Annotated in this window: 16 protein-coding genes; 7 read left to right on the top strand and 9 right to left on the bottom strand. The window is 61.7% G+C overall.

Annotated features, from left to right (window positions below; all coding sequences use genetic code 11):
- Nucleotides 1-104 precede the first annotated feature (104 nt).
- On the bottom strand, nucleotides 105-1,634 hold the full coding sequence (locus tag DLD99_RS18725; protein WP_114884195.1) for an FAD-dependent monooxygenase: 1,530 nt from the start codon (nucleotides 1,632-1,634) through the stop codon (nucleotides 105-107).
- Between the two features lie 184 nt (nucleotides 1,635-1,818).
- On the opposite strand from DLD99_RS18725, the gene DLD99_RS18720 reads away from it, so the two are divergent.
- Both DLD99_RS18720 and DLD99_RS18715 read left to right on the top strand, forming a co-directional pair.
- Complete coding sequence (locus DLD99_RS18720; protein WP_114884193.1) at nucleotides 1,819-2,907, top strand: DUF1615 domain-containing protein; 1,089 nt, start codon at nucleotides 1,819-1,821, stop codon at nucleotides 2,905-2,907.
- Nucleotides 2,908-2,995: 88 nt separating this feature from the next.
- A complete protein-coding gene (locus DLD99_RS18715; protein ID WP_114884191.1) occupies nucleotides 2,996-3,619 on the top strand; it encodes a glutathione S-transferase N-terminal domain-containing protein in 624 nt (207 codons plus the stop codon).
- On the opposite strand, the gene DLD99_RS18710 is transcribed toward DLD99_RS18715, so the two are convergent.
- The gene (locus tag DLD99_RS18710) at nucleotides 3,620-4,060 is read right to left on the bottom strand and encodes a CBS domain-containing protein (RefSeq protein WP_114884189.1); all 441 of its coding nucleotides are present in this window, start codon (nucleotides 4,058-4,060) and stop codon (nucleotides 3,620-3,622) included.
- Nucleotides 4,061-4,249: 189 nt separating this feature from the next.
- Here DLD99_RS18710 and DLD99_RS18705 point away from each other — a divergent pair, with 189 nt between their 5' ends.
- Nucleotides 4,250-6,610, top strand: a complete 2,361-nt coding sequence (locus tag DLD99_RS18705) for a DNA polymerase II (protein WP_162803498.1) — start codon at nucleotides 4,250-4,252, stop codon at nucleotides 6,608-6,610.
- Here DLD99_RS18705 and DLD99_RS18700 read toward each other — a convergent pair.
- From DLD99_RS18700 to DLD99_RS18690, 3 genes are all read right to left on the bottom strand, one after another.
- On the bottom strand, nucleotides 6,575-7,045 hold the full coding sequence (locus DLD99_RS18700) for a DUF1810 domain-containing protein (RefSeq protein WP_114884186.1): 471 nt from the start codon (nucleotides 7,043-7,045) through the stop codon (nucleotides 6,575-6,577). The genes DLD99_RS18705 and DLD99_RS18700 overlap by 36 nt on opposite strands.
- A 29-nt stretch (nucleotides 7,046-7,074) precedes the next feature.
- Complete coding sequence (locus tag DLD99_RS18695) at nucleotides 7,075-7,896, bottom strand: aldo/keto reductase (RefSeq protein ID WP_114884184.1); 822 nt, start codon at nucleotides 7,894-7,896, stop codon at nucleotides 7,075-7,077.
- A gap of 90 nt (nucleotides 7,897-7,986) precedes the next feature.
- A complete protein-coding gene (locus tag DLD99_RS18690) occupies nucleotides 7,987-9,135 on the bottom strand; it encodes an aldose epimerase family protein (RefSeq protein ID WP_114884182.1) in 1,149 nt (382 codons plus the stop codon).
- Nucleotides 9,136-9,380: 245 nt separating this feature from the next.
- Here DLD99_RS18690 and DLD99_RS18685 point away from each other — a divergent pair, with 245 nt between their 5' ends.
- The 4 genes from DLD99_RS18685 (at nucleotide 9,381) to DLD99_RS18670 (ending at nucleotide 13,089) form a co-directional block, all read left to right on the top strand.
- Nucleotides 9,381-10,130, top strand: a complete 750-nt coding sequence (locus DLD99_RS18685) for a hypothetical protein (RefSeq protein ID WP_114886742.1) — start codon at nucleotides 9,381-9,383, stop codon at nucleotides 10,128-10,130.
- Nucleotides 10,131-10,211: 81 nt separating this feature from the next.
- On the top strand, nucleotides 10,212-11,426 hold the full coding sequence (locus DLD99_RS18680; RefSeq protein WP_114884181.1) for an MFS transporter: 1,215 nt from the start codon (nucleotides 10,212-10,214) through the stop codon (nucleotides 11,424-11,426).
- 102 nt (nucleotides 11,427-11,528) lie between these two features.
- On the top strand, nucleotides 11,529-12,314 hold the full coding sequence (locus DLD99_RS18675; protein ID WP_085712503.1) for a sulfite exporter TauE/SafE family protein: 786 nt from the start codon (nucleotides 11,529-11,531) through the stop codon (nucleotides 12,312-12,314).
- A 211-nt stretch (nucleotides 12,315-12,525) separates the two neighbouring features.
- Nucleotides 12,526-13,089 (top strand): DUF4174 domain-containing protein, encoded by a 564-nt coding sequence (locus DLD99_RS18670; RefSeq protein ID WP_114884179.1) that lies wholly within the window; start codon nucleotides 12,526-12,528, stop codon nucleotides 13,087-13,089.
- A gap of 72 nt (nucleotides 13,090-13,161) precedes the next feature.
- Here the strand turns inward: DLD99_RS18670 and DLD99_RS18665 are convergent, their stop codons facing one another.
- From DLD99_RS18665 to ampC, 4 genes are all read right to left on the bottom strand, one after another.
- Entirely contained in the window at nucleotides 13,162-15,309 is a 2,148-nt protein-coding gene (locus tag DLD99_RS18665; protein WP_114884177.1) for an autotransporter outer membrane beta-barrel domain-containing protein, read from the bottom strand.
- 96 nt (nucleotides 15,310-15,405) lie between these two features.
- A complete protein-coding gene (locus DLD99_RS18660; RefSeq protein WP_114884175.1) occupies nucleotides 15,406-18,993 on the bottom strand; it encodes an ATP-binding protein in 3,588 nt (1,195 codons plus the stop codon).
- 3 nt (nucleotides 18,994-18,996) lie between these two features.
- The gene (locus DLD99_RS18655) at nucleotides 18,997-19,620 is read right to left on the bottom strand and encodes a response regulator transcription factor (RefSeq protein WP_085712498.1); all 624 of its coding nucleotides are present in this window, start codon (nucleotides 19,618-19,620) and stop codon (nucleotides 18,997-18,999) included.
- A 253-nt stretch (nucleotides 19,621-19,873) separates the two neighbouring features.
- Nucleotides 19,874-21,040 carry a class C beta-lactamase gene (gene ampC / locus DLD99_RS18650; protein ID WP_114884173.1) on the bottom strand — a complete coding sequence of 389 codons (1,167 nt, stop codon included), beginning with the start codon at nucleotides 21,038-21,040 and terminating at the stop codon, nucleotides 19,874-19,876.
- Nucleotides 21,041-21,108: the final 68 nt, after the last annotated feature.

Here is a 21,108-nt window from a genome sequence, read left to right as displayed (position 1 = left end):
AGATTCAAAATTACCAGTCAGAGTTCGACGGCGCTGAATGGATGGGTGGCATGGTAGCACAAAGCTACTATTTGATCAGGTTTCAGCCGTGCCGCGCCCTATGCTCAAGCAAAAAACGGCCGGACCCCATGGTCCCGAAAATACCGTTCGATCACCTTCGGATCCGCGCTGTTGTCGGCAATCGCCACGTACGTATCCGGGCGCAGCAGGTAAAAGCCGTTGCGCCCCAGTCCCGCCGTTTCAAACGCCGGGCGCCAGTCGAACACGTGCAGCGGTAAGTGATGCTCATTGCACCAGGCGATCATCTCGTCGCTGGTGTCGCCGTACACATGCACCTGCCAGCACGGGTTGCGCAGCGGTTCGTAATTGTCCCCCTCGCCATCATGGGCCCACGGTAAACGGTCGCCGCCGTGGACGTGCCCGGCCACGCCTTCGCTCAACGCCATGCCCCGATAGTTGACGGTGATTTGCGACACCGTGCGAAACAGGAATTCGCGGCTGGTCTCGAATGAGGCCATTTTCGGGATCACGAACGGTGCCAGCCGTGTGCGCAACAGGTCGGCCATTCGCCCTTCGGCGGTGACGAAGCTGAAGACCTTGTCGGTAGTCGACACCAGGCGCCGGGCGAAGGCGATGCGTTCGGTTTCGTAGCTGTCGAGCAGCTTTGGCGTGGCTGCGCCGCCGAGCACCGCCGCGAGTTTCCAGGCCAGGTTGATCGCATCGCCGATGCCGGTGTTCATGCCTTGACCGCCGGCGGGGCTGTGCACGTGGGCCGCGTCGCCAAGCAGAAACGCCCGGCCCTTGCGAAAGTGATCCGCCACCCGGTGATGCACGCGGTAAGTGGAGAACCAGTTGACGTCTTCGATGTGCACGTTCAAGTGTTCGATCGCGCGGCTGCTGACATCGGAAAACTCCAGGGTTTCGGCACGATCCGCACGTTCGTCGCGCACGGTGCCGATCAGTCGTGCGCGACCTTCGCCGCCCAGCGGGAACACCGCGAGAAAGTCCGCCTCATCCAGATCCAGATGCAATTCGCCGTTGAGCGCCGGGCCGCTGGCCTTTACGTCGGCGACGTAAAAGATCTGTTGATAGGTGCCACCGGGGAAACCGGTGTCGAGGGTCTTGCGCACCACCGACCGGGCGCCGTCACAACCGGCCAGGTAGCAGGCCTGACAGATCTCCTGCTCGCCATCCGGCAGACGCAAATGCGCGGTGAGGCCGTCGCCGTTTTCCGTGAAACTCTCCAGCGTCGTGTTGCGTTCGACGGTCACATCGTAGTCTTCGAGGCGGTCGATCAGCAGTCGTTCGTGTTCGTCCTGCGGGTAGATTTCCAGGAAGGCGTAAGGCGTCAGGCCTTCGCCGATGCGGTTGAGCGGCAGTTGCGCAACGGGTTTGCCCTTGACCCAGAAATTCGCCGCCGCCACCCGGTGCCCGTTGCGCACCACGGCTTCGGCGAGGTCCAGTTGCCGGTACAGCTCAAGCGTTCGCGCCTGCACCGCCAGCGCCCGTGAGGTGGTGCGGGGGCCGGAGGTCTTGTCGAGGATGCGCACGCGCACGCCCAGTTTGCTCAGCCACAGGGCCAGTACCAGTCCGGTGGGGCCTGCGCCGATGATCAGAACGTCACTGCGGTTCATGGTCTGTCCTCCTCGCGTGCCCTTTGCCACTGAGTGTGCAGCAGCAAGTATGGATCAGCGGGCGGGCACGGCCAGTTGGCCTGCCAAACGGGGCGATGGAACAGCGTCGCCGGCCCGCAGTCCTATCCTGCAACCCGGGATTGAGCGTAGGGTAAACCCGGCTCAACGGACTTCATGGAGCGTTATGCAAAGCCCTCGATTATTTCTCAGCCTCGCTGCGCTGTTGGTGCTGGCCGGTTGCGCCGGGCAGCGCAGCCAGGAGCCGGCCCCGCGCCCACCGGCCGAGGTCAAGGCGCAGATCGTGCGCCTGCTGCCGGCGAAAACCGCCGACCGCCAGGGCTGGGCCACGGACATCTACACCGCGTTCGCCGCCCAGGGCATCAGTCCGACCACGCAAAACCTGTGTTCGGTGCTGGCCGTCGCCGAGCAGGAATCCACCTTTCAGGTCGACCCGCCAGTGCCCGGTCTGGGCAAGATCGCCCGCGACGAGATCGACCGGCGCGCCGCCAAAGTGCACATCCCGAGCCTGTTGGTCAGTGGCGCCTTGCAGGTGCGTTCACCCAACGGCAAGAGCTACAGCGAGCGCCTGAACGCGGCACGTACCGAGAAAGACCTGAGCGCCATTTTCGATGACTTTATCGGCATGGTGCCGATGGGGCGCACGCTGTTTGGCGGCTTCAACCCGGTGCACACCGCCGGGCCGATGCAGGTCAGCATCGAATTCGCCGAGCAGCACGCCAAGGGGTATCCGTATCCGGTGAGCGGCACGATTCGCCACGAAGTGTTCACTCGCCGAGGCGGCATGTACTTCGGCATCGCCCATTTGCTGGGTTACCCAGTAAGTTATCGCGAGCCGCTGTACCGTTTTGCCGACTTCAATGCCGGGTGGTACGCCAGTCGCAATGCGGCGTTTCAGAATGCAGTCAGTCGCGTGTCGGGTGTGCCGCTGGCGCTGGATGGCGACCTGATTCGCTACGACTCGATCATGCCGGGCACCACCGAACTGGCGGTGCGCAAGCTTGGCAAGTCATTGGGCATGCGCAATCCGGTGATCCGCGAGCAACTGGAGAAGGGCAACACTCTGGGATTTGAAGAAACCAAATTATATCAACGGGTCTTCGAACTGGCGGACAAGGCAGAAGGCAAATCGTTGCCCCGAGCGGTGCTGCCGGGGATTGTCCTGCAGAGCCCGAAGATCACCCGCAAGCTCACCACCGCGTGGTTCGCCAAACGGGTCGACGAGCGCTATCGGCGTTGCATGGCCCGGGACTGACGCTTCAATCATCGGCTCGCGGCGGCGATATCCGCCGCGCCTTCTACACTCCAGGGCAGACGGGGAGTCGCTATTTCGAGGGGGGAACATGTATCAACTTTACGGCCACAGGAATTCAGGGGCAGCGGCCATCGAGGCAGCGCTCGAACTGTGCCAGATCGCTTATCGCTTCATCGATACCGAAGCCAGCGCCGAAGCGGCGCAGGAACTGGCCAGGCTTAATCCGCTCAAGCAGATTCCGACCCTGCAATTGCCCGATGGCAGCGCACTCACCGAAAGCGCGGCGATCCTGATTCACTTGGGGCTGAGTTTTCCCAAGTCAGGCCTGCTGCCGGTCGAAGTTGCCGACCGTGACCAGGCCATTCGCGGACTGGTGTATATCGTCAGCAATTGCTACGGGGCCATCGGCGTCATCGACTACCCCGAGCGCTGGCTGGTGATGCCGGACGAGGCGTCACGGCAGAACCTGATAGCCGGCGCCCGGGAGCGATTGCACTGGATGTGGGAAGTGTTCGCCGACCAGTTTTCCGCCGAGCTGTACCTGGACGATGAAACACCGGGCGCGCTGGATGTCTTGGCGGCAGTGGTGACGCGCTGGGCCGGCACCCGCGAACACCTGCGTCAGGCCCGGCCGGGGTTTTATGCTTGGCTGCAACGCATCGACCGGCACCCGGTGCTGGCGCCGGTCTTTGCAAGGCACTGGCCCGGTTGATCATTCCCCGCGAATGTACTGCTCCAGCTGTTTGATCAGCTCGGCCTGTTCGGCAATCGCTTCCTTGACCAGGTCGCCGATTGACAGCAGGCCCAGCAGTTTGCCGTTCTCCACCACCGGCAAGTGACGCAGGCGTTTGTCGGACATGATGCTCAGGCAGGTGTCGACGGTCTGGTGGGTGTCCACCGTGATCACGTTCGCCACCATGATGTCGCGCACCGGCGTGCCCACCGATGAGCGCCCGTGCAGCACCAGTTTGCGCGCGTAATCGCGCTCGCTGATGATGCCCACCACTCTTTCGTCTTCCACCACGAGCAAGGCGCCGACGTTTTTCTCGGCCATCTTCATCAGCGCTTCGAGCACCATGTGATCGGGCTTGATCTGGTGCACTTCCTGATTTTTCTGATCTTTGAGCTTGAGCAGCTGGGCGACGGTTTTCATGGCGGTTACTCAGGTGTTGTCGTTGTTCTCCAAGCATCGTAGACCGTGGCGCACAGAGCAAGGTCGCAAAACGGCAGATAACACGCAAAAAACGTCATTTGACGGGTTTTTTCCTGACGACGCCTTTATCACTCGTTGCTGCAATGCCGCGTAGAATGCCTGTCTGAATCAATTCTTGAGGTCGCAGTGGTGGATTTACAGCAGGGCTTCGTCCTGACCCGGCATTGGCGCGATACCCCGGCCGGCACCGAAGTCGAGTTCTGGCTGGCGACCGACGCCGGGCCGCGCCGCGTACGCCTGCCGCATCAGCCGTCTGTGGCGTTCATTCCGGCTGTGCAGCGCGAGCAGGCCGAGCGGGTGCTGGCGGACGAAAAGAACGTCGAACTGCGCCCCCTGGCCCTGCAGGATTTCGAGCATCGCCCGGTGCTCGGTCTGTATTGCCAGCAGCACGGTCAGTTGATGCGTCTGGAAACCGCGCTTAACCGCCACAGTGTCGATGTCTTCGAAGCCGATGTGCGACCGCCCGAGCGCTACCTGATGGAGCGTTTCATCACCGCGCCGGTATGGTTCAGTGGCACGCCCGATGCCGACGGTGTGCTGCTCGACGCTCATCTCAAGCCTGCACCCGACTATCGTCCGCAACTGCGACTGGTCTCGCTGGACATCGAAACCACCGAGCAGGGCGAGTTGTACTCCATCGCCCTCGAAGGCTGCGGCGAGCGCCAGGTGTATATGCTCGGTGCGCCGAACGGCGATGACAGCATCGTCGACTTCGATCTTGAGTACTGCGAATCGCGCACCCTGATCCTGAAGAAACTCAACGACTGGTTTGCCCGCCACGACCCCGACGCGATCATCGGCTGGAACCTCGTGCAGTTCGACCTGCGCATCCTCCATGAACACGCCCGGCGCCTCGGCGTACCGCTCAAGCTCGGGCGCGGCGGCGAGGAAATGCAGTGGCGCGAACACGGCAGCCGCACTCATTACTTCGCGGCAGCGGCAGGAAGGCTGATCATCGATGGCATCGAATCCCTGCGTTCGGCGACCTGGAGTTTCCCGTCGTTCAGCCTGGAGAACGTCGCCCAGACGTTGCTCGGCGAGGGCAAGTCCATCGACAACCCGTACCAGCGCATGGACGAGATCAACCGCATGTTCGCCGAGGACAAACCGGCGCTGGCCAAGTACAACCTCAAGGACTGCGAACTGGTCACGCGAATCTTCGCCAAGACCGAGCTGCTGAAATTCTTGCTGGAGCGCGCCAGCGTCACCGGCCTGCCGGCGGATCGCAGCGGCGGGTCGGTGGCGGCGTTTACCCATTTGTACATGCCGTTGATGCACCGTCAGGGTTTCGTGGCGCCGAACCTTGGTACCAATCCTCCGCAGGCCAGTCCCGGCGGGTTTGTCATGGACTCGCAGCCGGGGCTGTACGAATCGGTGCTGGTGCTCGACTACAAGAGCCTTTATCCGTCGATCATCCGCACCTTCCTGATCGACCCGGTGGGGTTGATCGAAGGTTTGCAGCATCCGGATGACGCCGATTCGGTGCCGGGCTTTCGCGGCGCTCGCTTCTCTCGCACCCGGCATTGCCTGCCGTCCATCGTCGCCCGGGTCGCCGAGGGTCGCGAGACTGCCAAACGCGAACACAACGCGCCGCTGTCCCAGGCGCTGAAGATCATCATGAACGCCTTTTACGGCGTGCTCGGTTCCAGCGGTTGCCGGTTTTTCGATACGCGGCTGGCGTCGTCGATCACCCTGCGCGGTCACGAAATCATGCTGCGTACCCGGCAGTTGATCGAGGCTCAGGGCCACGCGGTGATCTATGGCGATACCGATTCGACCTTCGTCTGGCTGCGTCGCCCCCACGGTCAGGAGGAGGCAGCGCAAATCGGTCGGGCATTGGTTGCGCACGTCAACGACTGGTGGCGCGAGCATGTGCGCGAGCAGTACGGGCTGGAAAGCGCCCTCGAATTGCAGTTCGAAACCCACTACAAACGTTTTTTGATGCCGACCATTCGCGGCGCCGAGGAGGGCAGCAAAAAACGCTACGCTGGTCTGGTGACCCGCGCCGACGGCAGCGAGGAAATGGTCTACAAAGGCCTGGAAACCGTGCGCACCGACTGGTCGCTGCTGGCCCGGCAATTTCAGCAGGAGTTGTACGAGCGGATCTTCCAGCGCAAGCCGTATCAGGACTATGTGCGTGAGTACGTGCGCAAGACCCTGGCCGGCGAGTTCGACGAGCGACTGGTCTACCGCAAGCGCCTGCGCCGCACCCTCGACGACTACGAACGCAACGTGCCGCCCCACGTGCGTGCGGCGCGACTGGCTGACGATTACAACGCGCAGCACGGTCGCCCCCGGCAATACCAGAACGGCGGCTGGATCAGCTACGTGATCACCCTGGCCGGCCCCGAGCCGCTGGAAGTGCGCCGCGTGGCCATCGACTACGACCACTACATCACCCGCCAGCTGCAACCGGTGGCGGATGCGATCCTGCCGTTTGTCGACGACGATTTCTCAACCCTGATCGGGGGGCAACTGGGCCTGTTTTGAGTCCAGCAGTTGCAGGGTCCATTCGTCCTGAATGCCGTGGAAATAACGCTCCAGCGCTTGATGCCAGAGGCTGTCGTCGTCAGCGAACTGGGCGAACAGGGTCATCGATGAGTGGAATTTCAGGTCGTCCGGGTGGCCGAAAATTTCGGCAATCGAACGCTGCGGCACATTGAGCACAAGATGCGCGCAGGTGCGCAGCCGGGCGCCGAGCAGCTCATGGGCCAGATAGGCCCGGGCTTCACCGGCGGAGCTGATGGCGAAGCGCCGGGACATCTCGCTGCCGCCGAGCCCGGCGAACTGCGGGAACACAAACCACATCCAGTGGCTGCGCTTGCGGCCCTCGCCGAGCTCGCGCTGGACCCGTTCGAACACCGGGTCCTGGGCGAGCACGAAACGTTGCAGATTGAATGGATCGTCCTGATCAGTGCTTCTCATGGCGAAGCCCTCTGTCAGTCGGCGGTGGCTCAGACCATGGCCAGCCGCTGCTTGCGTTGTGGCGCGTGAAACGCCTGGTCCAGCGCCGCCAGATCCCCGGCATCGAGTTGCAGCTGCGCCGCTTGTGCATTGAGCTGCACGTGTTCCGGGCGCACGGCCTTGGGAATCGCAATCACCCCATCCTGACGCAGAATCCACGCCAGCGAAACCTGTGCCGGGGTCACGTCGTGACGAGCGGCAATCTGTTTCAGCACCGGCTCGGCGAGCATCGCGCCGCCCTGGCCGATCGGGCAGTACGCCATCAGCGGCATGCGCTGTTGCTGGCACCATGGCAACAGGTCGAATTCGATGCCGCGCTCTTCCAGGTTGTACAGTACCTGATTGGTCGCACAGGCCGATGAAGACAGTTCTTCGAGGTCGTCCACGTCGAAGTTCGACACGCCCCAGCGACCGATCTTGCCGTCCTCGCGCAGGCGCTCGAAGGCCTCGACGGTTTCTTCCAGCGGATACTGGCCGCGCCAATGCAGCAGATAGAGGTCGATGTAATCGGTGTCGAGCCGGCGCAGGCTGCGTTCGCAAGCCTGGGGTATGCCTTTGCGGCTGGCGTTGTGCGGGTAGACTTTGCTCACCAGGAACACTTGATCGCGCAGGCCGGCGATGGCTTCACCGACTACGCTTTCGGCACCGCCCTCGGCGTACATTTCGGCGGTGTCGATCAGGGTCATGCCCAGCTCGATGCCGCTGCGCAGGGCCGCCACTTCACGCTTGTGCGCCGAGCGGTCTTCGCCCATGCGCCAGGTGCCCTGGCCAATCACCGGAACCTGCACGCCAGCCAGTTCGAGGGTACGCATTCAAACCTCCTTTCCGAAACGGTCGATACCTTGGTGGGCAGCAGGATAGCCCACGGGTTCCGTCCGGTTCCAGAAAGGAGGCGAGGGTGGCTACTTCGCGGAAAACTTCAACACCACGCTCTGAGTGTAGCTCTGTCCCGGATCCAGCCGGGTGCTCGGGAAGTTCGGCTGGTTCGGCGAGTCCGGATAGTGCTGGGTCTCCAGGGTGAACGCGCCCCAGTGCGGATAGATCTTGCCACCCTTGCCCTTGACCGTGCCGTCGAGGAAGTTGCTGGTGTAGAACTGCACGCCGGGTTCGTTGGTGAACAGTTGCAGGTGGCGACCGGATTGCGGGTCGCTGACTTCGGCGGCGAGTTTGCTGACGTCACCCTTGGTGTCCAGCGCCCAGTTGAAATCGAAGCCGCCGTGTTGCGGTTCGGCGAATTTCAATTGCGGATGGTCCGCCTTGATGTGCTGGCCGATGGCGGTGGGTCGGGTGAAGTCCATCGGTGTGCCGGCCACGGGGGCCAGTTCGCCGGTCGGGATCAGTTTGGCGGTGACCGGCGTGTAGTGGCTGGCGTGCAGGGTGGCGACCTGCTTGAGGATGTCGCCATTGCCGGCGCCGGCGAGGTTGAAGTAGCTGTGGTTGGTCAGGTTGAGCACCGTCGGTTTGTCGGTGCTGGCCTTGTAGTCGATGCGCAGTTCGTTGTTGTCGGTGAGGCGGTAAGTCACTTCGGTGGTGAGGTTGCCGGGGAAACCCATTTCGCCATCCGCCGACAGGTAGGTCAGGGTCACGCCGACCGAATCCTTGTCTTTGGTTTCCTGTGCCTTCCAGACCTTTTTGTCGAAACCCTGAGTGCCGCCGTGCAAGGCATTGGTCTTGTCGTTCTGCGGTACTTGATAGCGTTTGCCGTCGAGTTCGAATGCGCCGTCGGCCAGGCGATTGCCGAAGCGGCCGATGGTCGCGCCGAAGTACGCAGTGCCTTTCTGGTAACCCTGCACATCGTCGAAGCCGAGGACGATGTCGTCGAGCTTGCCGTGCTTGTCCGGCACCTGCAGCGCCTGCAAGGTCGCGCCGTAGGTGATGACCGTGGCCTGCATGCCGTGGCTGTTGCGCAGGATGTATTGCTCGACGGGGGTGCCGTCATTGGTTTTGCCGAAGGCTTTGTGTTCGCTGGACAGGCCGGCGGCCTGGGCGGAGAGGGTGGCGATCATCAGGGACAGTCCGAGGCCGCAGAGTGAGTGTCGGGATTGAAGCATGGTTGACCTTCCTTTTTGTTGTTGTTTTCAAAATCACTAAATAGTCATGCTAATTGTCGTACGAATGAAGATTTATAGACGATTAAACGTTTATTGCAAAAATAAAGTCGGACTAAATGGTGATTCATCAAACGCCGAAAGTCGGGAAACCGCTGCGGCACTGCACTTTTGCGAAATCCCCGGCTCTATCCATGGCCAGGTTGCGGTGACTCCCGCCGCACAGGAATGTGTCCGTCAAAGAATTCATGCCGAGAGTTTTGCCCCACATCGCTGCATTCATTCATCGCCCGTGCCTGTTGCTGGCCTGCCTGTCGACGCTGTTGCTCGGCGCTTGCAGCCATCAGGACGGCAACAATTTCATCAGCCAGATGCGCGAGGGCAGGCCTCAGGAGTTTCTCCAGACCAGCGTCGACCGCATGGCCACCCTGGCGATGCGCGACAACCTCGACAGCCTCTATCGCCTGATGGGCAAGTTGTACTTGCGCAACCCGGACGAATTGCGCAAATCCGGCTTCCTCGACATTCGCACGGCGGTCAAGCAGGTGCGGTTGGCCATCGAGCAGCAGCAACCACTGCCGACCCTTGGCGGCAAAAAAGACCTGGCAGCGCTGAGCTATGCCATGAGCCCGGAGTTTCTCGGTGACCGGGTCGGCGCCTTCATCTATGCCATCGGCAGCATGCTGGTCACGGCCCACGGCAACCGCATCGAGTTCTACATGACCGATGCGATCAACCCGACCTTCGTCAACAACGCGGCGCGCAATATCGAGAAGGCCACGTGGATCCTTGCCCAGCGTCAGAACAAGGAAGGCCAACCGCTGCTGTTCTCCAACGAAATTTCAGAAGAGGGCAGCAACCTGAGCTTCGCTACCGAGTTCGGCAAAGTGGTGGCGCGCCTCGATCTGCTGACCCAGATGCTCGACGAACGCTACCGGCGCATCGGTTTGAATTACGCCCAGAGCCTGCTGTTTTTGAATTTTTTGCCAGTGCAGTGAGTCAAGTCGGGTAGAGTGGCGGACGGCTGTGTTTGTATACAATTCGTCGTCCGATTTGACTCAAAGGGAGCTGCACCTGTCATGACCGACCCCGCAAGCGCCGAATTCACCCGCCTGGAACGTGCCACCCGCACGGACAAACTGCCCTACGCCGCGTTGCTGGCGTTTGCCATGACCGGCTTCATCGCCATCCTCACCGAAACCCTGCCGGCCGGTCTGTTGCCGCAGATCGGGGCGGGCTTGAACGTCAGCGAAGTGCTGGCCGGGCAACTGGTGACGCTGTATGCACTGGGCTCGATTGTCGCGGCGATTCCGCTGACGGTCGCCACCCGTGGCTGGGGGCGCAAGCGGGTGCTGCTGATGACGGTCGGCGGGTTTCTGCTGTTCAACACCGTCACCACGTTTTCCACTCATTACGGCGTGACCCTGGCGTCGCGGTTCCTGGCCGGGATGGCGGCGGGGCTTTCCTGGGGAATCATGGCCGGATACGCCCGGGGCATCGTGCCGGTGCATCAGCAGGGCCGGGCGCTGGCGATTGCCATGCTCGGCACCCCGGTGGCGTTGTCGCTGGGAACGCCGGCCGGCACCTGGCTGGGCAATGTGATCGGCTGGCGCGCCTCGTTCGGGATCATGTCGGCACTGGCGTTGGTGTTGGCGGCGTGGATCGTCATCGCCGTGCCGGATCGTCCGGGCCAAGCCCGCGCCGAACGTTTGCCGCTGATGCAATCGCTGCGCTTGCCCGGCGTGCGCCCGGTACTGTTCGTGGTGCTGACCTGGATGCTCGGCCACAACATTCTCTACACCTATATCGCCCCGTTCCTGATGCAGGCCGGCCTCGCCGAGCGGGTCGATCTGGTGCTGCTGGTGTTCGGTCTGTGTTCGCTGCTGGGGATCTGGATCATCGGCCTGCTGGTGGATCGCTGGCTGCGCGGACTGGCTCTGATCAGCCTCGCGGTGTTTGCCGTGACCGCATTGGTGCTGGCGCTGGCCGCACCGTCGCCGTGGCTGATTTATGCCTGCATGGCGGTGTGGGGATTGTCGTTCGGCGGCTCGGCGACGTTGCTGCTTACCGCTGCTGCGGACTCTGCCGGTGACCATGTCGATGTGGTGCAGGCGATGCTCACCACTTCGTGGAACGTGGCGATTGCCGGCGGCGGACTGTTTGGCGGGTTGCTGCTGGACCGGGCGGGGGCGATGTCGTTTCCGTGGGCGCTGTTGATTTTGTCGCTGATCGCGCTGGCCACGGTGTGGATCAATTCCACCCACAGTTTCAAACCTGGCCGGCGGCAGCACTGAAGCACGAAATGGCATAACGATAGATCGGATCGATATAGGTGGTTATAAGAAAAATCGCTATGCTGCGGGCCAGATTTTTCCTGTCGTCTTCTGGATGTCTTCATGGAATTGGCAAATTTCGGCCTGGTGATTGCCGGGCTGGTGGTGGGCTTTATCGTCGGCATGACCGGTGTCGGCGGCGGTTCGTTGATGACGCCGATCCTGCTGTGGTTCGGCATCAACCCGGCCACGGCGGTGGGCACTGACCTGCTGTACGCCGCCATCACCAAATCCAGCGGCGTGCTGGTGCACAGGAAGAACAAGAACATCGATTGGGCCATCACCGGCTGGCTGACCCTGGGCAGTGTCCCGGCGGTGGCGATGACCTTGTGGTTCCTCAGTACCCTGCACACCGCACCGGATGCGATGAACGCCATCATCAAGCAGGCGCTGGGCTACGTGCTGTTCGCCACGGCAATGGCGATTCTGTTCAAGAAGCGCCTGCTGGAATTCGCCCACAAACGCGCCGGTGGCAACTACAACCCCAGCGGCACTCGCTTGAATATCATGACGGTGATCACCGGCCTGATCCTCGGCACCATGGTCGCCCTGACCTCCATCGGCGCCGGCGCCCTCGGCACCGTCGCGCTGTTCATCCTCTATCCGCTGCTGCCGACCCGCCGTCTGGTCGGCACCGAAATCGCCCACGCCGTACCGCTGACCCTGGTCGCCGGCCTCGGCCACGCGAGCATGGGCAACATGGACTGGGGCGTGCTGGGCTTCCTGCTGGTGGGTTCGTTGCCAGGCATCTGGCTCGGCAGCCACCTGACCGGTCGGGTCTCCGATGAACTGCTGCGTCCGTGCCTGGCGACGATGCTGGTGTTGATCGGTTACAAACTGGCGTTCTGATCCGCGTGCCGGCATGACCCGGCAAGTTCGACAGTCGCTCCGAGGCGGTCATAAAAGGTAAACAAATGGGCGACAGGATCGCGCCCGTCCGGTTGCGCAAAATCGTTGCTGACCTACGCTTTGAACAAGGCGAAACATATTTGCCGGGCAACCCCGGAACAATCGCCACGATGCGCAATCATTAGAGCGTGGATATCAAAAGGAGATGCGCATGCTCATCAGGTCATTGACCCTGACACTCTTGCTGGCGATTGCCGGCCCCTTGTTCGCCGGGGACAACGATTCCCCTCTGGATGTCGACAAAGGCAATTACCGCCCCTTGATCGTCATCGCCAGCAGTACGGTCGACCCGGTCTGGGTGAGCCTGAAAAAGTCCCTTGAGGACCCGGCCAACAAGCAGGGGATCGCCGACCGCAAGCTCAAGGTCTACACCATCCTCAATATGGCCGGGCAGCTCGACGGCAAGGATCTTGGCCAACAGGACACCATGGCGTTGCTGCGCTCGCTGAAGCTGGGTGCCGGGGCCTATCCGAAAGTCTTTCTGATGGGCAAGGACGGGGAAACCAAACTGTCGGCCGCCGGGGAGGAGGCGAAGTCGGTGGACCTGAAGAAAGTCTTCGACACCATCGATGCATTGCCGGCCGCCGAGAAGGAACTGGTAGCCGCGCCTCCACCTCCAGCGGCCACCGAGGCGGCACCGGCCAAGGGAACGAAGAACGGCAAACCGGCAAAACCTGCGAAACCCGCCAAGCCGCCGGAAATGCCGGATGATTGAGAGCACGGTTCGGGTGACCTGAACAAAAAATGGCGAACGGATTGACCGTTCGCCATTTTTATTGCCCGCAATTTACCAGTTGTAGCGATACCCGACATTCACCGCCCAGGGCTGTTCGATATCACGGCCTTTGGCATATTGCCCCTCGACATACACATGGTGATTTTGTGCTGCGGTCAGCATCAACCCGCCACCCAGTTCCGCTCGTGATCCGGGCAGGCGACTGTCCAGGCGTGCGCCGTTGACCTTCACTTCGCTGTCGCCAGCATGTTCGGTGACCCACGCAGCCTTGACGTACGGTTTGATCCGCAGGCCCTTGTCCAGTTGCAGCTCGCGGCCGAACTGCGCACCGACCCGACTCTGCACCGAGGTCAGCGCATCCTGCTGTACATCCAGCCCATTGCTGGCGGTGTAACGTCCGCCGCTGATGCGCGTGACCTGCACGCCGACCTGAGGTTCGACGAACCAGTCCCGGCCCAGATCGATGACCTTGCCGATCTGCGCCTCGGCACTGACGGCATGGTTGTCGTAATGAGCCTTGACCGGTTCGCCGAGGTTGCTGGTGATCTTGATCTCGTTGTTCAGCCGTGAATATTTGAGGGCACCGTCGACATACAAGCCGCTCTGATCCTGATAGCTGGCGTAGGCGCCCAGCGTGGTGCTGTCGATCGTGCCTTTACTGCGCTCACCGAAATCCTGGCGGCCCTGACCCTGACCGAACAGGGCGCCGACATACAGCGTTCCACTGGCCGTCGGCAGCGCGGTGTCGGCACCGATTTCCATGCCGTTGGCCTGTTGCTGAAAAGCACGGCTGGTGCGGGTGTCGAGTTTTTGTTCGGCACCGTAACCCCGGGCCCAGAAGCCGCCCTGATCCTTGCCCGAACGCAAATCGGAAAAGTGCTGTCGGGTGCTGCCGTTTTGCGCATCAAGCAATGCGGCAGTAGCGGCCTGGTTGGCGACGGCGGCGTTCGCACCTTTACTCAGAATCTGTGATTGCGGCTGAGGCTGAGGCTGAGGCTGCGGTGTCGCTGGCGGTTGAATCACTCCCGGTTGCACCACGGTTTCCGGTTGGCCATCGACCGGTGGAACCTGCGGCTCCTGGATACTTTCATCCGGAGTGCTGATCGCCGGTTTGCCCAGATACCAGTCATTCCCCTGTTTCTGCAGCGAGTAGCGGTAGGCCCCGGCATCGACCGTGCCGCCGAACAGCTGGAAATCACCACTGCCGCCATTGCCCTCGACCATTTTCAGAGCCTGCTGTGCGCCACTCGGTGCATTGCCGGAATCCGCCACCACCAACCTGTGCAGATCGCTGATCGGGCCTTGCACCTTGAGCAGATCACCGCGCAACGACGCCAGATCGGTGTTCATCGCAAATGTTCCGCTGCCGGTCAGCGGGCCGTTGATGGTCAGAGTGTGGAATGCGCCGCTGATGGCGGGGTCGGCAAACTCGACCCGGCCATCGAGGCGGTTGGCTCCGTTCAATGCGGCGTCACCCTTGAGGCGCAGCAGGGCACCGTCGTTCAGCGTGGTGTCGCTGGCGGTGGCTGCGGCGCCCAGCACCATCAAGCCGCCCTGATTGACCGTGGTATTGGAGACCGTTGTGCCGGCCACACTGGTCATCGTGCCGCCCTGATTGATCCGCGTATCGTCTACCGACGCGGTGTCGTTGACCGCCAGTTCGCCGCCGGCATTGACCGTGGTCTGTTGCGCATGACCATTCTGGTAGACGGTCATCAGGCTGTTGGCGACGCGGGTATTTTTGGCCAGCGCATCGCCGTAGACATACATCTGGCCACCGTCGAGCCGGGTGTCGCTGACTGCGGCGTTTTGCGTCACTTCAAAAAAGCCGTCGTTGACCCTCGTTGTCAGCGCCGTGGCAGAACCGATCAATACCAGTGTGCCGTTTTCCATCAGGGTGTCGGTAAGCTTCGCGCTGTCACGGGCTTCCAGCCATCCGCTGTCCTTGATCGTGGTGCCGCTGGCCACGCTCTCATCAAGCAACTGAAGGGTGCCAAGGCTCACGATGCTGTCGGTCAGTGTTGCGCCGGTGCCGGCCAGGACAGTCGAGCCGTTATCGACCAACAGGTTGCTTTGTGGCGAGGTCAGGCAAGGCAAACCGTCGCAACTGGCGGCCTGTACCACCATGGGCGCGGCGCTGAGCACCAGCAGGGCACCCGAAAGTGAAACCCGAGAAAACCGTACATTCAACGCAAGCATGATGATCCGCCGACAACCGCTATAAGAGGGGCGAATTCTGCTCAGGCGAGTGGTCGGGGTAACGCAGGCACTTCCCAAGTTTTTGTAGGAAGCGTCCTACACAGAGGTGCTGTGCAAGGCCACTTGCAGGTGCGACTGCAAACGCTTCATCTGCTGGCCGAAAGCTTCGAACAGGCGATGCACTTCCTGGCGCGTGGTGCTGACTTCGCAGGTCGCTTCCAGTTGTTCGCATGCAGCGATCAACGGTGCGGCGTGAATGATCCGCGCGCTGCCGAGGATCTTGTGGCAGCAGCGTTTCATCCCGGAAAAGTCACCGGCCTGAAACAGTGCCTGCATGGTTTCGAAATCTTCCTGGTTGGTGCGCAGTACCGTGGCGAGCAATTGCCGGGTCATGCTCAGATCGCCTGCGGTGATGGCAGTGACCTTCGACAGATCGAAGCACGGCGCAGTGGCCTGAATGGCCCGTTCGGCTTCGCGCAGGTAGCGCTCGAGCGCAGGGCGGGTGAGGGGTTTGAACAGGCAGTCGTTCATTCCGGCATCGAGGCAGCGCTGGATTTCCTCGGGGCGGGCATTGGCCGTCAGCCCCAGCACATGGGTCGGTGCACGGCCTTCGGCGGCTTCGATGGCGCGCAACTGGCGGGTCATCTTGTCGCCGTTGAGCAGCGGCATGTTGCAGTCGGTGATCAGGTAATCGAAGGTGTCTTCGCGCCACAGACGCAGGCCTTCGATCCCGTTTTCGGCGCAGGTGACACGCATGCCCAGGGACTCCAGCTGACGCTGCAGCACCACGCGGTTGAACTCGTGATCCTCGACGATCAACACATGGCGCACAGGCAGTGGCGGCAGCGTTTCATCGTTGGTTACTTGAGTTGCCTCGTCGTCCGGCAGGCACTTGACCAGCAGTTCCAGGGTGAAGCAGGCGCCTTGTCCCGGCTGACTCTGGCAGGTCAGTCGGCCGCCCATCAGCTCGGTCAATTGCCGGCAGATCGACAGCCCGAGACCGCTGCCGACCTGAACCTCACGATCATTGACCTCGAATTGGGTGTAAGGCTGGAACAGGCGCTGGCGCTGCTGCTCGTCGAGGCCGATGCCGGTGTCGCGCACTGCCAGGCGCAGTCGGGCAAGTTCGCCGTCGGGCTCCAGGCGCAGCTCGACCGTAACGGTTCCCTGAGCGGTGAACTTGATTGCATTGCTCAGCAGGTTGGAAAGAATCTGCCTGAACCGTAGCGAGTCCAGCTCCACGGCGCTGCCGGCATGGTCGCTGATGAAGTTCAGTTCGAGGTTTTTCTGCCGGGCCAGGCTGGCGAATCCCTCGATCACCGTGCGCGCCAGCGGTTCGGGATGGCAGCGGCTGTTGCGCAGTTCGAACTGGCCGGCCTCGATTCGGGTCAGGTCGAGAATCTCGCCGATCAACTCCATCATGCCGCCGGCGGATTGCTGGGCGATATCGATCAGCTCGGTGTCGTCCGGACGCGGGGCGGACTGGTGACGCAGCAGTTCGAGCACGCCGATCAATGCGCTCATCGGTGTGCGGATCTCGTGGCTCATCACCGCCAGGAAATGACTCTTGCCCCGGTTCGCCGCCTCGGCCTGATGTTTGGCGGCGAGCAAGGCGTGTTGCAGATGCTGCTGTTCGGTGAAGTCGATCCAGCCGCCAATCACCCCGGTCATGGTGCCGTCGGAATCGCGGTAGGGCAGGGCCCAGTGGTAGATGTGATAAGTCTTGTCCTTGACCGTCATGGTGAAGCTGTCGAACGACGGTTCACCGCTTTCCAGCGTGGCGCGGTGGATGCGTTTGTACTGGTGGGCGGTGTCCAGCGGCAGGATGTTCGCCTCGATCAGACCTTTGTTCAGCACTTGCTGCGGCTCGACCTCCATCACTTGCAGATACGCGCGGTTGCAGCTCAACAACAGCCCTTTGCGGTCACGCACGTAGATCGGGTGCGGCGTGCCGTCGACCAGCACCTGCATGAACAGCAACTGATCGCTCAAGGCTTTTTGTGCCTTTTGCCGCTCGGCGATCTGCCGCCGCAAACCGAGGTTCCACGCCAGAATCACCAGCAGCACGGTCAGCAGCACCAACACCGCACGCAGAATCCAGTTTTTGTAAGTGCCCCAGGTGTCCTGGCTGTCCTGGGAATTCTGCCAGCGGCTGGCCAGTTCGCTTAACTCGTCCGGGGCGATATCGAGCAGTGCCTTGTCGAGAATCGAGACCAGCATGGCGTTCTGTTTGCCGGTGGCAAAACCGATCAGAGCCGGTTGTGCACCGAGCACCGAATCGATTTGCAGGCGACCACGAAAAAAACGATCAATCAAATACGCCGCGCCCATTTGCGGCTGGATCACGCCCTCCACCTGGCCTTCGGCGAGCAGCTCGTAGGTCTCGATTGGCGTGTCGACCTGCACGGTGCGAATGTCCGGCCACTCGCGTTCCAGCCAGTTGGCGGCGGCCGAATCCTTGATGATCGCGACGCGTCTTCCCTTGAGGCCCGCAAGACCCGGGCGTTCCGCTTGGGTGCGGGTGACCAGGACGAACGGATTGATCGCATAGGGCCGGGAGAACGCCAGGTGTTCCTCGCGACGGCTGCTGTAGGTCATTGCGCCGATCAGACTGGGCGGATCCCGTTGCGCGCGACCGGTCACGGCGTCGATGGAGGACATCTTGCTTGGCCGAAACGTCAGGCCGGTGCGGTCGTTAATGGTTTCCAACAGGTCGGCGGCCATGCCCCTGAGCTGGCCTTCGTTGTCGAAGAAACTGAACGGTGAATACAGGTCATTGGCCAACACTTCGATCTGCGGGTGATCCTTGATCCATTGCTGTTCGGCAGCCGTCAACTGCAGACGGTTGTAGCCGAGTTTCGGGTTGGCGCCGATGCCCCAGCGCCGGGCGATGACCGTGCGTTCCTGGGGCGTGATCTTCGCCATGGTGGCGTTGAGCAGGTTCAGCAATCGTGTATTTTCCTGCTGCGTGGCAAAACTGAAGCCCAGGCCTTCGGAGTCGCGCTGGATGGTCTGTTTCAGGCTTTGCTGGTAACTGCGTTCGAGCAGGTATTGCGCAGAAATCGCATCGGTCAGCAGCACCGTGCCTTCGCCATAGGCCACTTGGCCAAGGCCTTGCTGGGTCGAGCCGACCGCTTGAAGAGGGTGGCCGGGGAACAGCGACGCCACCCGCTCTTCGGTGATCCAGTCCTGATCGAACAGCACCGTGGTGCCGGCCGGTAACCGGTCATTCGGCCAATGGGTGCCGAAATGGCTGATCAACACGGCCTGATCGTACGCGTAGGGCGCACTCAGGCGCAGATCGTTGTAGTTCGCTTCGAGGTGGTTGATGCGCGGCACCAGATCGACATCGCCCCGTTGCAGCGCGGCAAGGGCATCCGACTGGCTGGCGTATTGCTTGACCTCCACGCGCAGGCCGAGGCTGCGAGTCAGCAGGTCAAGATAGTCGGCCGACAGCCCTTCGTAATCCTTTTGATTGGCGGTGATGTCCAGCGGCGGTCGATCCGGTGCATAAACCCCGGCGCGCAACACGGTTTTGTTGGTCAGCCATTGGTGCTGGGCGCTGGTGAGGGGCAGATCGAGCCGATTGTCACCGGCACGGCTGAGCAGGTTCAACGGCCCGGCATTCGCCGCCAGCGTCAGCAGCGCAAGGCTCAACGCACTCAGCCATCGCCCGAACCTCATGGTTCAGACCAGATGATTGCGTTTGGCGAAATCGATCAGCTCAAGCAACGTGCCTGCGTTGAGTTTCTGCATCAGACGGGTCTTGTAGGTGCTGATGGTCTTGTTGCTGAGCAGCATGTCATCGGCGATCTGCTTGTTGCTCTTGCCCTGGGCCAATCCGTGCAACACCTTGAGTTCGCGGCGCGACACGCCATCGAGCAGTTGCGCATCGTCTCGGGCAAAGTCGCTGGCCCGCACCGAATTCAGCGCATTGACCGGAAACCACGTCTTGCCACTGGCCACCGCTTTGAGCGCGGTGACGATCTCCACCGGATCATCGACCTTCGACAAAAACGCCGACACCCCGGCCCGCAGGCATTGCGCCGCGTAGGCCTGGCTTTTCAACCCGGTGTGCACCAGCACATGGGCCTTGCTGCCGCCGATGCGCAAGCGGTCGATCACCGCCATGCCATCGAGCTGCGGGATATCCAGGTCGAGCACAATCGCATCGGGCCTGAGCGCAAACGCCTGGCTCAACGCATCCACACCGTTGTCGCACTCACCCACAACCTCATGGCCCTCGCGGGCCAGAATCATCCCGATCGCCATGCGCACTACCGCGTGATCATCGACCAACAGCACTTTCATGGATCAACCCTCAGGCCCTGTTTCAGCATAGTCCGCAGGGGGTAACAAGCCTGGCGGATCGGATGCGTGGTGGTGGGGCGGTGAAAAAAAGGCGCGATCCTACAAGGTTTACGGGGGGAAGCAATGGGAGGTGTCGTGCAGAGGTATCTTTGGCGCTGGGGTGTAACTTTTGTCAGGGTGATGAAGGCGTGTTCTTCAAACCCCAAAACAAAAATGGGCGACCTGTGAAGGTCGCCCATTTTTCATTGCGTGATTACCGGGTCAATTCACCCAGAATCCTGTGCGCAATCTTCACCCGCTCTCCATTTGGATAATTGCGGTTCGCCAGAATCACGATCCCGACATTCTTCGACGGCACGAACGCCACGTACGCACCGAAGCCACCGGTAGCGCCGGTCTTGTTCAGCAGCACGTTCGCCGGTTCCGCCTGTGGCGGATTCAGCCATTTGACCTTGTGCGGTTCCATGGCCATCGGCGTCGAGTTGCCGTCCAGCAGGCGTTCGAGGCTGATCGGGTAGGTGTAGCGTTCCCAGCCCAAGCCCTGGGTCATGTCGCCGACGGTGTAGTAGCCGGTGTGGGTGAGGGCGATGGCTTTTTGCAGTGGGGTTTCGAGTTTGGCGGTGTCGAGGTTGGCCTGGACGAATTGCAGCAGATCTGAGGTGCTGGTTTTCACGCCATAGGCTTCGGAGTCGAGGGCGCCGGGGCTGACTCGAATCGGTTTGTTGTTCTTGTCATAGCCCTGGGCATAGAGCTTTTGTTCAGACGCGGGCACCGACAGGAAGGTGTGCTTGAGCCCGAGTTTCGGCAGCAGGGTTTCGGTCATGATCTGATCGAACGGCTGGCCGAGGCTTTTCGCCGCCAGGAAACCGAACAGGCCGATGCTCGGGTTGGAGTACAGGCGCTGGCTGCCGGCCGGATAAGTCGGTTTCCACTGTTGGTAATAGCCGAGCATCTTATCGAAAGAATCTGCGGCATCCGGGAATTGCAGCGGCAGGCCGCCCGCGCTGTAGGTGCCCAGTTGCAGCAGGCTGATCTGGTCGAACGCGCTGCCTTTCAGCTCGGGCCAGTGCTGGCTGGCCTTGTCGGAGAATTCCAGTTTGCCGCTGGCCTGGGCGTAGGCGGCGAGGGTCGCGGTGAAGGTTTTGCTCACCGAGCCGATTTCGAACAGGGTGTTTTCACTTACCGCTTGCCCGGTGCTCTTGTCGGCAACACCGTAGTTAAAGTAATGCGCCTTGCCATCGACGGTCACGGCCACGGCCAGGCCCGCGATGTCCTGTTTCTGCATCACCGGTGTCACGGTGGCCTTCACCAGCGCCTGCAACTGATCGTCGGTTTGCGGGGCGGCCAGGCAGGTGGCGGCGCTGAAGAAAAGTCCGAAAGCGCAGAGGGACTTGAGTTTGTTCAGGTTGATCGAAAACATGCTTGGGCCACTCTCCATGAGTGTTGATGGTGTTATCCCGCTACACTGCGAGCGTTTTCCGTCGGGCC

The organism is Pseudomonas kribbensis (assembly GCF_003352185.1).
Classification (GTDB): Bacteria; Pseudomonadota; Gammaproteobacteria; order Pseudomonadales; family Pseudomonadaceae; genus Aquipseudomonas; species Aquipseudomonas kribbensis.
This window is presented reverse-complemented; position numbering and strand designations above follow the sequence as displayed.

Bases quoted from the DNA above. Each gene is read 5' to 3' on its own strand.
- DLD99_RS18725 (WP_114884195.1), bottom strand. From the start codon at position 1,634: ATGAACCGCAGTGACGTTCTGATCATCGGCGCAGGCCCCACCGGACTG.
- DLD99_RS18720 (WP_114884193.1), top strand. From the start codon at position 1,819: ATGCAAAGCCCTCGATTATTTCTCAGCCTCGCTGCGCTGTTGGTGCTG.
- DLD99_RS18715 (WP_114884191.1), top strand. From the start codon at position 2,996: ATGTATCAACTTTACGGCCACAGGAATTCAGGGGCAGCGGCCATCGAG.
- DLD99_RS18710 (WP_114884189.1), bottom strand. From the start codon at position 4,060: ATGAAAACCGTCGCCCAGCTGCTCAAGCTCAAAGATCAGAAAAATCAG.
- DLD99_RS18700 (WP_114884186.1), bottom strand. From the start codon at position 7,045: ATGAGAAGCACTGATCAGGACGATCCATTCAATCTGCAACGTTTCGTG.
- DLD99_RS18695 (WP_114884184.1), bottom strand. From the start codon at position 7,896: ATGCGTACCCTCGAACTGGCTGGCGTGCAGGTTCCGGTGATTGGCCAG.
- DLD99_RS18690 (WP_114884182.1), bottom strand. From the start codon at position 9,135: ATGCTTCAATCCCGACACTCACTCTGCGGCCTCGGACTGTCCCTGATG.
- DLD99_RS18685 (WP_114886742.1), top strand. From the start codon at position 9,381: ATGCCGAGAGTTTTGCCCCACATCGCTGCATTCATTCATCGCCCGTGC.
- DLD99_RS18680 (WP_114884181.1), top strand. From the start codon at position 10,212: ATGACCGACCCCGCAAGCGCCGAATTCACCCGCCTGGAACGTGCCACC.
- DLD99_RS18675 (WP_085712503.1), top strand. From the start codon at position 11,529: ATGGAATTGGCAAATTTCGGCCTGGTGATTGCCGGGCTGGTGGTGGGC.
- DLD99_RS18670 (WP_114884179.1), top strand. From the start codon at position 12,526: ATGCTCATCAGGTCATTGACCCTGACACTCTTGCTGGCGATTGCCGGC.
- DLD99_RS18665 (WP_114884177.1), bottom strand. From the start codon at position 15,309: ATGCTTGCGTTGAATGTACGGTTTTCTCGGGTTTCACTTTCGGGTGCC.
- DLD99_RS18660 (WP_114884175.1), bottom strand. From the start codon at position 18,993: ATGAGGTTCGGGCGATGGCTGAGTGCGTTGAGCCTTGCGCTGCTGACG.
- DLD99_RS18655 (WP_085712498.1), bottom strand. From the start codon at position 19,620: ATGAAAGTGCTGTTGGTCGATGATCACGCGGTAGTGCGCATGGCGATC.
- ampC (WP_114884173.1), bottom strand. From the start codon at position 21,040: ATGTTTTCGATCAACCTGAACAAACTCAAGTCCCTCTGCGCTTTCGGA.